This is a genomic window from Corynebacterium sp. HMSC071F07 (assembly GCF_001810285.1).
GTDB classification, from domain to species: domain Bacteria; phylum Actinomycetota; class Actinomycetes; order Mycobacteriales; family Mycobacteriaceae; genus Corynebacterium; species Corynebacterium simulans.
In genome coordinates this window covers 107,952-117,268 of the sequence record NZ_KV800694.1, presented here as the reverse complement: position 1 = coordinate 117,268, position 9,317 = coordinate 107,952, and the positions used below count along the sequence as shown (strand labels likewise).

The 9,317-nt window shown below is 60.3% G+C and carries 9 protein-coding genes; 7 read left to right on the top strand and 2 right to left on the bottom strand.

Annotated features, from left to right (window positions below):
• Positions 1 to 1,412, bottom strand: a 1,412-nt coding sequence (locus HMPREF2724_RS02215; protein WP_070586944.1) for an aldehyde dehydrogenase family protein, incomplete at its 3' end; no start/stop codon positions are given.
• A gap of 45 nt (positions 1,413 to 1,457) precedes the next feature.
• Complete coding sequence (betT, locus tag HMPREF2724_RS02210; protein ID WP_062036318.1) at positions 1,458 to 3,707, bottom strand: choline BCCT transporter BetT; 2,250 nt, start codon at positions 3,705 to 3,707, stop codon at positions 1,458 to 1,460.
• A 333-nt stretch (positions 3,708 to 4,040) separates the two neighbouring features.
• On the opposite strand from betT, the gene betA reads away from it, so the two are divergent.
• The 7 genes from betA to HMPREF2724_RS02175 are packed head-to-tail and all read left to right on the top strand — an operon-like array spanning position 4,041 to position 9,284.
• Positions 4,041 to 5,816, top strand: coding sequence for a choline dehydrogenase (betA, locus tag HMPREF2724_RS02205; RefSeq protein ID WP_070586942.1), 1,776 nt, complete (start codon positions 4,041 to 4,043; stop codon positions 5,814 to 5,816).
• Positions 5,817 to 5,837: 21 nt separating this feature from the next.
• The gene (locus HMPREF2724_RS02200) at positions 5,838 to 6,548 is read left to right on the top strand and encodes a LysE family translocator (RefSeq protein ID WP_070455692.1); all 711 of its coding nucleotides are present in this window, start codon (positions 5,838 to 5,840) and stop codon (positions 6,546 to 6,548) included.
• A 25-nt stretch (positions 6,549 to 6,573) separates the two neighbouring features.
• The gene (locus tag HMPREF2724_RS02195) at positions 6,574 to 6,927 is read left to right on the top strand and encodes a DUF2218 domain-containing protein (RefSeq protein WP_062036311.1); all 354 of its coding nucleotides are present in this window, start codon (positions 6,574 to 6,576) and stop codon (positions 6,925 to 6,927) included.
• Positions 6,928 to 6,937: 10 nt separating this feature from the next.
• On the top strand, positions 6,938 to 7,264 hold the full coding sequence (locus HMPREF2724_RS02190) for a YbjQ family protein (protein ID WP_062036309.1): 327 nt from the start codon (positions 6,938 to 6,940) through the stop codon (positions 7,262 to 7,264).
• 4 nt (positions 7,265 to 7,268) lie between these two features.
• Entirely contained in the window at positions 7,269 to 8,192 is a 924-nt protein-coding gene (locus HMPREF2724_RS02185) for a CE1 family esterase (protein WP_070586940.1), read from the top strand.
• Between the two features lie 10 nt (positions 8,193 to 8,202).
• The gene (locus tag HMPREF2724_RS02180; protein WP_070497491.1) at positions 8,203 to 8,490 is read left to right on the top strand and encodes an RNA-binding S4 domain-containing protein; all 288 of its coding nucleotides are present in this window, start codon (positions 8,203 to 8,205) and stop codon (positions 8,488 to 8,490) included.
• Positions 8,490 to 9,284, top strand: a complete 795-nt coding sequence (locus tag HMPREF2724_RS02175; RefSeq protein ID WP_070586936.1) for a VOC family protein — start codon at positions 8,490 to 8,492, stop codon at positions 9,282 to 9,284. Before HMPREF2724_RS02180 ends, HMPREF2724_RS02175 begins: the two co-directional genes overlap by 1 nt.
• The last annotated feature ends 33 nt before the right edge of the window (positions 9,285 to 9,317 follow it).

The window sequence follows — 9,317 nt, the reverse complement described above, 5'->3', positions numbered from 1 at the left end:
CAGATGGTGCCATGGCGCAGGGCGCGGGCAACGCGCTCGGCGCGGCCGGCGTCGGAAGTGTAGACGGCGCCAGCCAGGCCGTACTCGGTGTCATTCGCGATGGCGATGGCCTCCTCCTCGGTGGTGAAGGTCTCGATGGTCACGGTAGGGCCGAAGGCCTCGTCGTGGACACAGTCCATCTCGCGGGTTGCGCCATCGATGATGGTTGGCAGGTAGTAGACACCAGCGCCCAAGTCGGTGGTGCCGGTGCCGTGCTGGCCATTGGTGTCCTCGCTGGTGGCGGCGCGGCCGCCGGTGAGGATCTTGGCGCCCTGCTCGCGGGCCTTGTCCACGTAGGCGGCAACCTTTTCGCGGTGCTCGGCGGAGATGAGCGGGCCGGTCTCGGCCTTGTCATCGGTCGGGCCGCCGATCTTGATCTTATTGGCGCGCTCTACCAGGGCATCGACGAACTTATCGTGCAGAGACTCTTCGACAACGATGCGGGAGCCTGCGGAGCAGACCTGGCCGGAGTGGAAGAAGGCGCCATTGAGGGCGTTGTCCACGGCGACGTCGAAATCGGCATCGGCGAAGATGACGTTCGGGTTCTTGCCGCCGAGCTCGAGCGCGGTGCGTTTGACGGTCTCCGCAGCGTTCTTTGCGATGATCTTGCCGGTGACCAGGCCGCCGGTGAAGGAGACCATATCGACGTCAGGATGCTGGGACAGTGGGTTGCCGCAGTTGGCACCGGCGCCGGTGATGAGGTTGCCCACACCGTCTGGCAATCCGCATTCCTTGAGGGCGGCCATGAGCAGCATCGCGGTGTGCGGGGTGAGTTCCGCCTGCTTGAGGACGAAGGTATTGCCGGCGGCCAGGGCCGGGCCGACCTTCCAGGAGACCTGCAGAAGCGGGTAGTTCCACGGGGTAATCAGTCCGCAGACGCCAACGGGCTCGGCGTCGATGCGCGATCGCAGGTTGGGATCCTGCGGGTCGACTACGCGGCCGGCCTGGTGCTGGGCCAGGGTGCCGAAGTACTCAAAGGCGTTGGCGATGTCATCCATATCGCCCAAGGACTCCTCATAGCGCTTGCCGGTATCAGCGGACTCCGCGGAAGCGAAAAGTTCTTTGTGCTCGCGGATGAAATCGGCCACGCGGATGACCAGCTTGCCGCGCTCGGCGGCCGGGGTATTAGTCCACTCGCCGTTATCAAAGCTTTCACGGGCAACCTTGATGGCGCGCTTGGTGTCCTCGTCGGATGCCTCGGAGACTAAACCGACGGTGGAACCATCGGCCGGGCAAATGATGGTGCGGGTGTCGCCGCTTTGGGCGGCTTCCCACTTACCGTTGATGAACAGGGACTTCGGGGCGCCATCAGCATGCACGCCCTTCAGCAGGTCGGTCTGGGTGGGGTCGAACAAAGTGTTCTGGGTGCTCAAGTGAAAAGCAACCTTTCTCTCATAGAGGTAGTTGTAGTGGCCAGCTTAGCTATCTTCGCGCCAGGTGCGCTCGGGCTCGGCGCCATCAGAGACATCGGAGTCACCCGGCTGGGTCTGCTGCATGTAGAGGAAGGCCAGGTGGCGCTCGTAGAGGTCCAGCACGTTATTGATGATTTGGTTCTCGGAATAGCCGTAGACGTCATAGCCCAGCGAACCGGTCATATCGTAGACCTCAAGGCGGTAGTACTCGTCGCCTTCGCCCGCGCTGAAATCGGGGCGCTCGGCCGCTACCGGGAAAAGCTGGTAGCGGAACATGCGCTCATTGTGCAGCTTTACTTCTAGGTCGAGTTGGGGCAGTTCGACGTCGGGAAGCTCACTGGTGAGCAAGATGGCGTCGTAGCCGCGGGTACGCATGTGCGTTGCCACCTGCTGGAGGGCGTAGGTGGCGGTTTCGCGCAAATAGGTATCCATCTCCTGCTTAGAGGGGAAGGTATTGGCCCGGTCGAGGCGGTTCTTCCAGAGGTCGGCATTGGCCGGTTCGCGCTCGGTACGGGAGGAAATCACTCCGTGCATAGCGGTGGTGCGGGCTTCGCGCTGCACGTTTTCTAGGCGCAGGGACTTCCACAGGGAGAACATAATGAGGTAGACCACGAAGGCGAAAGGCAGGCCCATGACCACGGTGGCGGACTGGACTGTGGTGATGCCATCGATCTGCAAAAGCGCCAGGGTTAGTGCGCCCACGGTGACGGACCAGAAGATGCGCATCCACTTCGGGCCGTCCTGGCGGCTATCCGTAATCTTCGAGGTGAAGTTGGACATCACCAGCGCACCAGAGTCGGCTGAGGTGATGTAGAGCAGCAGACCGATGAACGTGGTCAAGAAGATGACGATGGATGCGCCGGGGAACTCGGCCAGCATGTCGTAGAAGCCTTGCTCCGGTGTATTGATTGCGGCTTCGGCAAAGTCGGGGTATTCGCCGGAACGAACCATGTCCAAAGCGGTGTTGCCGAAGAAGGACATCCACATCAGGATGAACAGGAAGGGGAAGGTCAGCACGCCGAAGATGAACTGCCGCAGGGTGCGGCCGCGGGAAATACGGGCGAGGAACAGGCCGACGAAGGTAGCCCAGGCAATCCACCATGCCCAGAAGAAGAGGGTCCAGGACTGCATCCAAGTGTCTACGTTGGCTTGGTCTTCGGCGAAGGCGAAGGTCTCCATGGTCCAGGATGGGAACTTCGAGACGTAGTCACCGATATTGGTCACGATGGCATCGAAGAGGTAGGCGGTCTTGCCAAAGACCACGACGTAGACCATCAGCGCGATGGCCAAATAGACGTTCAGCTCGGAGAGGAAGCGAATGCCCTTATCCACACCGGATACAGCCGACAGTGTGGCAATGGCCACCGCAATAATGATGAGAGCGGACTGCAGACCAAGGCCCTGCTCGATGCCGAAGATGAGGTGGAAGCCGTAGGACAGCTGCACCACACCGATGCCCAGGGAGGCGGTCACACCGAAGACGGTGCCCAGCATGGCAGCGATATCGACTGCATCACCAACTGGGCCGTGTACGCGCTTGCCGATGAGCGGATACAGCGCGGAGCGGATAGCCAGCGGCATATTGAGGCGGTAGGCGAAGTAACCGAAGGCCATGCCCATCAGTGCATAAAGCGCCCAACCGGTGATGCCGTAGTGGAACATCGCCCACACCACGGCCTCCTTGGCGGCCTCCATGTTTTCGCCTTCCCCGACCGGTGGGGTGACGTACATGGTCACGGGTTCTGCGACAGCGAAGAACATGAGGTCCACGCCGATGCCGGCGGCAAAGAGCATGGACGCCCAAGAGAAGGTGTTGAATTTCGGCCGCGAGTGGTCCGGGCCGAGGCGGATATTGCCGGCATTGGAAAAGGCAATATAGAGCACGAAGACCACGGCGATGGTGGCGGTGAGGACATAGAACCAGCCGAGGTTGTGGCCGATCCAGCCGGTGACGCTGGCGAGGGTTTCCGCCGCGGAATCGCGGCCGAGCCCGGCATAGAGCGCCATGGCAATAATGAGGACGCCGGAGATGATAAATACCGGCCAGTTTGTCTTGGGAGCAGGGACCTGATCCGCGCCTACGGCATCGCCGGTTTCAGCCTTGTAGCTGCCGACGAGGGCACGAACTTGGTAGCGTGGGCTGCGCTTCTTGGGCTCTCCAGATGGGGTTGCGAGAGAGGTGTTTTTACCCCCTTCTTGGGGGACTTTACTTGAAGTGTGAGACTCCTCAGGATCGTGAGGGTCAAAGTTAGCCATCTACTTCTCCTAATGTTGGTTGGTTTGGGCCGAATCTTTCGCACGGGTGCCCCAAAATGCTCACAAGATCGCAGGGAGAGAAAGGTGAGTGAAATGAATCATATTCGGGCAACCTATGTGCAAAGACTTCGGATTTCATCTCCAGAGACATCCATCCGGACAAGGTAAATATACATTAAGATGGGCAAACTTCTAGAAGGATGTGTACTCTGAAGGTAGTGCCCGCACATGAGGCGATGTGAATAAATACAGACTTTTGTATAAATTACAATGTTTTCACTTCCGGTGGGACAATCTTGACGTGTGAAATATTTCACAGAAAGAAGGGGATTTATGGGTTTTATGGACAAGCTGACCAAGAAGCGTTCCGCTAAGAAGGTCACCGATGAAGTAAGCGACGTAGTCGTCGTTGGCGGTGGCTCCGCAGGCTCCGTCATCGCCGAACGCCTGACCGAAGACAAGAACACTCGTGTGCTGGTCCTTGAGGCCGGACGCAACGATTCCCTGTGGGATCTCTTCGTCCACATGCCTTCCGCATTCTCTTTCCCGATTGGTGCAAAGAACTACGACTGGATGTACGAATCCGAGCCGGAGCCAGAGATGAATGGCCGCCGCATCTACCACGCCCGTGGCAAGCTGCTGGGTGGCTCTTCTTCCGTCAACGGCATGATTTACCAGCGTGGCAACCCCATGGACTACGAGAAGTGGGCCAAGAACCCGGGCATGGAAAACTGGGACTTCGCGCACTGCCTGCCTTATTTCAACCGCATGGAAAACGCCGCCGCGGCAGAAGATAACGATCCGCGCCGCGGCCACGACGGCCCGCTCTACCTTTCCCGCGGTCCTGCAACCAGCGAGCTCTTCCAGGCCCTGTTCAAGTCCGTGCAGCAGGCCGGCTACCACCTGACCAACGACGTTAACGGTTACCGCCAGGAAGGCTTTGCTCCTTTCGACCGCAACATCAAGCACGGCAAGCGCTGGTCCGCCGCGCGTGCATACCTGCACCCGAACCTAGACCGCGAGAACCTCGAGGTTCGTACCCGCGCGTTTACCACCAAGGTTCTCTTCGAAGGCCAGAAGGCCGTCGGCGTGGAATACGAGTGGAAGGGCGGCGTCCACCGCGTATTCGCCGAGAAGATCGTCCTTTCCGCTGGCGCCATCAACACCCCGCAGCTGCTGCAGGTCTCCGGTGTCGGTGATGAGGAACTGCTGCGCAAGCACGGAATCGACGTCGTCAAGCACCTGCCGGGCGTCGGCGAGAACCTGCAGGATCACCTCGAGGTCTACATCCAGTACGAGACCACCAAGTCCACCGCTTCTTCCCAGCCTTACCTGGACAAGTGGCGCTGGCCATTTATGGGCCTGCAGTGGATTCTCACCAAGAAGGGCCCGGTCGCAACCTCCCACTTCGAGGGTGGCGGATTCGTTCGTTCCAACGAGAACGAGGAATCCCCGAACCTGATGTTCCACTTCCTGCCGATGGCAGTGCGCTACGACGGCCAGAAGGCCGACGTCAAGCACGGCTTCCAGTGGCACGTTGGCCCGATGTTCTCCGATACCAAGGGCCATGTCCGCATCAAGAGCGCCGATATCCACGAAAAGCCGGAGATTCTCTTCAACTACCTGAAGACCGACCAGGATCGCCGCGAGTGGGTCGAGGCAGTGCGCGTTGCGCGTTCTCTGCTGGACACCGAAGCCATGGCTGAGGTGGGCGCCCGCGAGATCAGCCCGGGCCCTGACGTGCAGACCGACGAGGAGATCCTCGAATGGGTACGTAACGACGGTGAGACCGCACTGCACCCGTCGTGCACCACCAAGATGGGCTCCAAGGATGACCCTATGGCGGTTGTGGACCCAGAAACCATGCAGGTCTGGGGCATTGAGGGCCTCTACATCGCTGATGCTGGCGTCTTCCCGTCCGTGACCAACGGCAACATCTACTCGCCAACGATGATGGTGGGCGAGAAGGCCGCCGATCTGATTGCCGGAAAGAAGCCTTTGGCACCGCTTAACGACGTAACCTGGTACAAGGCTGGCGAGGATATGCCGCTGTACGCCCCAGGCGAGGCAGTGCGCGATCACAAGCAGGCCGTAAAGGGTGCTTACTAGAAGAGCCAAAAGAAGGGTCGGATGACTTTAGCTGCATTAGTTTCGCTGCTAGGAGTGTGGGTGGCGATGATCGTCGCTCCCGGCCCTGATGTAGTGCAGGTCATCCGCGTCGCCCCGCGGTCCATGCGTGCCGGAATTATGTGTGCGCTGGGCATCTGCACTGGAATCGTCGTCTGGCTCACCGCCTCCCTGGCAGGACTATCTGCTCTTATCGCCGCTCGCCCCAGTCTGCTCGGCTTGCTGCAGCTGGTGGGCGGCGGCTTCCTTCTCTGGATGGCCTATGGCTCCATCCGCTCGGGCCTGGCGCAACGGCGCTCTGCCCTTAGCTCTGCCCGCAGTACTTCACAGGACTCGGCAGAAAACGCGGGAAGCTTCGACGAGGAGCACATCGAGCAGGCAGTGAGCACTGGCGACGTCGAGGACATCACCGCTGGCCGCGCCTACAAGCTGGGCCTGCTCACCAACCTTTCCAACCCGAAGGCGCTTGTCTTCTTCGGTGCCGTCTTTGCCCAGTTCATTCGCCCTGACATGGGGCTTGAATGGACCGTGTTCATCGCCATCATCCTGACTGTGGTCTCCGTGGCGTGGTTTTCTACCTTCGCGCTCATCGTCCGCGCGGCGGCGCGTTTCCTCACGAAGTATTCGGCCCATCTCGATATCGGCTCGGGCCTCATTTTCGGCGCCTTGGGCTGCGTGATGATTTATGAGGGAATCCTCGCGCTGGTTAGGTAAACCTAAATCACGTACAGTGACCGGCATGAGCAATTCCACCGCACGCGTTTCAACCGATCGCCCGGCACGCTACGGCAAGCAGCTGGCATCACATTTCTCTGCCAAGATTGACGCCCACTGGGACCCAGAAACCGAAACCGGCCGCTGCGTCTTCGAGCGCGAAAACACCCGCGGCACCCTCGACCTTGCTGTTGAGCCCAACATCCTCCTCCTCAACGTCGAGGCAGACTCAGAAAGCATCAAGTCCGTCGAGCACGTTGTGGCCCGCCACCTCGTGGGCTTTGGCAAGAAGGACGACTTGAAGGTCGAGTTCACCCGCGCCGACGGCACACCGGGCGTGTACTTCAGCGTCGCTGATCTTCCCCCAGAACGCAGGTAGTCTAGGGCTCATGATTTTCACCACTACCAACAACGTCGATGGTCACGAAATCACCGAGTACATTCGCGTCATTGCGGGTGAGACGGTGACCGGTATTAACTTCCTCAAGGACTTAGGCGCCTCCTTCCGCAGCTTCACTGGCGGCCGCTCCGCTGGCTATGAGGAAGAGGCAGTCAAGGCCCGCGAGGCAGCGCTTAACGAGCTGTGGAACCGCGGCCAGGAGCTGGGCGCCGACGCCGTCGTGGGCATCAGCTTTGATTACTCGCCTATGGGCCAGGCCAACGACATGCTGATGGTCACCGCCACCGGCACAGCAGTAAAGCTGCGCGCTCTCTAGATAGGTGCGCAAGTATCTTTTAATAGCGCTGTGCCTAGGCTTGAGCGCGTGCTCGCACGTCGATGAGCCGGGGCACGGCCGCTATGATTATCCCGCGGACATGGAAACGGCCTCGGAAAAGGCCGAGCTTCCTTCCCAGGGCGCAACGCAGACCGGCCACTACCGCACGATCGAGCTGCCCAGCGGCAGAAGCTTCATCGCGCACGTACCCGATAACTATGACGCAGCGCAGCCTGCGCCGGTGGTCATGGTCTTTCATGGATATAACAGCGATCCCGCGACCATCTTCCAGGACACTGAGCTCTATGAGGCCAACGCCATCACGCTCTTTCCGGCGGGTATTGGGGAGGCTTGGGCGCCTGCGCCTTATGCGCAGACTTCCTTGGGGGAAGACTTCGCTTTGGTCGATGACACCTTGGCCTGGGTTAAACAGAATTACAACACCGACGGCCGCGTCTTTGCCGCAGGCTTTTCCAATGGCGGCGGTTTCGTGCGCGCCCTAGCCTGCAACCGGCAGTTGGACGGCGCCGCCACGGTTTCCGCGGCGAACTACGATGCCGTGGATGAAAACTGTGGAGGAAAGCCCACCCCTTATTTTGCGGTGCACGGCACTGCCGACGTCGTTATTAATTACGGTGGCGGCACCGCCCACGGTGGCCACTACCGCGGTGTGGAGGAGACCATGGCGGAAGTCGCCGAGGACAATGCCTGCGATCCTTTCCCCGCCGAGCACCGGGAAGACGCAGTCACCCGCTTTACGTGGGGTTCCTGCGCGGTGCCCACCGTGAATTACAAAATTAAGGGCGGTACGCACACCTGGAACGGTGGCGTAACGGATCGCAGCGGGCTTGTCCCGCACGATTGGGCAACCAACTCCATTTTGGACTTCTTTAAGGTTGAGTATCCCGGCAAGGTGCCTTCTCGGTAAGCTATGCCGCATGTTAGAAGTCTCAATCAAGGGCGATTCCATTAAGCTCGGCCAGTTCATCAAGCTGGCCTCCCTCGTCGGTACCGGCGGTGAAGCAAAGGAGCTCATCGCGCAAGGCGAGGTCACGGTCAATGGGCAGGTGCAAACCCAGCGCGGCGCCACCTTGTACCCAGGAGATGAGGTCAGTATCGATGGCACTTCTGCGCGCGTGGCCGCCGCAGATGAGGACGAGGACGATTACTTCGATGAGGCCACAGCAGACGATGACTTTGATCCGGAGAAGTGGAGGAACATGTAATGCCCGCTTTCGAAGCTGAAGTAGGCATGCCCTACTGGATTGACCTGACCACCTCTGAGCCGCGGAAATCCGTGAACTTCTACGAGCAGGTGCTGGGCTGGGAAGTAGATTCCACTAACGAGTACCGCGTGGGCCGCGTGCAGGGCCTGCCGATTGCCGGCTTCATTCCGCAGCCAGAGCAGGCTTCCATGCCGGATACGTGGGTGACCTATTTTTTGAGCAAGGACATCGACGGCGATTGTGCGCGTGCGGAGCAGCTTGGCGGCCGGGTGCTGGTGCCGGCAACGCAGGTGCAGCTGGGCCATATGGCGCTGCTTGTCGACGTCGCGGGTGGCATGTTTGGCCTCATTCAACCGGCGGGCGCGGACCAGTTCGTGGCCGGCGGCGAACCGGGCACGCCGGTCTGGCACGAACTGACTGCCACTACCAGCTACCAGCAGGCCTTGGACTTCTACGGCGAGCTGTTTAACTGGGAGGTCCGTGGCGGCGATGCTTATGCCACCGCGGAGGAAGAAGGCGCGCCTTTCGCCGGCTTTTGGAACGCGGAGGGCCAGTTCCCGCCGCAGGTGCCGAGCTTCTGGCAGACCTACCTCGGCGTGCGTGATCTCGAGGCGGCTGCTGCCAAGGCAGTAGAGCTTGGCGGTGAGGTTATCCGCGAGCCGTGGGATTCGCCTTTCGGGCGCCTATGCCTGCTGGCTGATTCCACCGGCGCTACGGTCACTCTGGCCGAGGTCGAGGACGCGCCGGAGGAAGAGCCGCGCGAGTCGGACGACGTTCTCAACCTCGACTTTTAGATGAAAGACAAGGTAGAGGAAGTAGCGGAGGTC

Coding starts and splice junctions, on each gene's coding strand:
- betA (WP_070586942.1), top strand. CDS start 4,041: ATGGGTTTTATGGACAAGCTGACCAAGAAGCGTTCCGCTAAGAAGGTC.
- HMPREF2724_RS02200 (WP_070455692.1), top strand. CDS start 5,838: ATGACTTTAGCTGCATTAGTTTCGCTGCTAGGAGTGTGGGTGGCGATG.
- HMPREF2724_RS02190 (WP_062036309.1), top strand. CDS start 6,938: ATGATTTTCACCACTACCAACAACGTCGATGGTCACGAAATCACCGAG.
- betT (WP_062036318.1), bottom strand. CDS start 3,707: ATGGCTAACTTTGACCCTCACGATCCTGAGGAGTCTCACACTTCAAGT.
- HMPREF2724_RS02195 (WP_062036311.1), top strand. CDS start 6,574: ATGAGCAATTCCACCGCACGCGTTTCAACCGATCGCCCGGCACGCTAC.
- HMPREF2724_RS02175 (WP_070586936.1), top strand. CDS start 8,490: ATGCCCGCTTTCGAAGCTGAAGTAGGCATGCCCTACTGGATTGACCTG.
- HMPREF2724_RS02180 (WP_070497491.1), top strand. CDS start 8,203: ATGTTAGAAGTCTCAATCAAGGGCGATTCCATTAAGCTCGGCCAGTTC.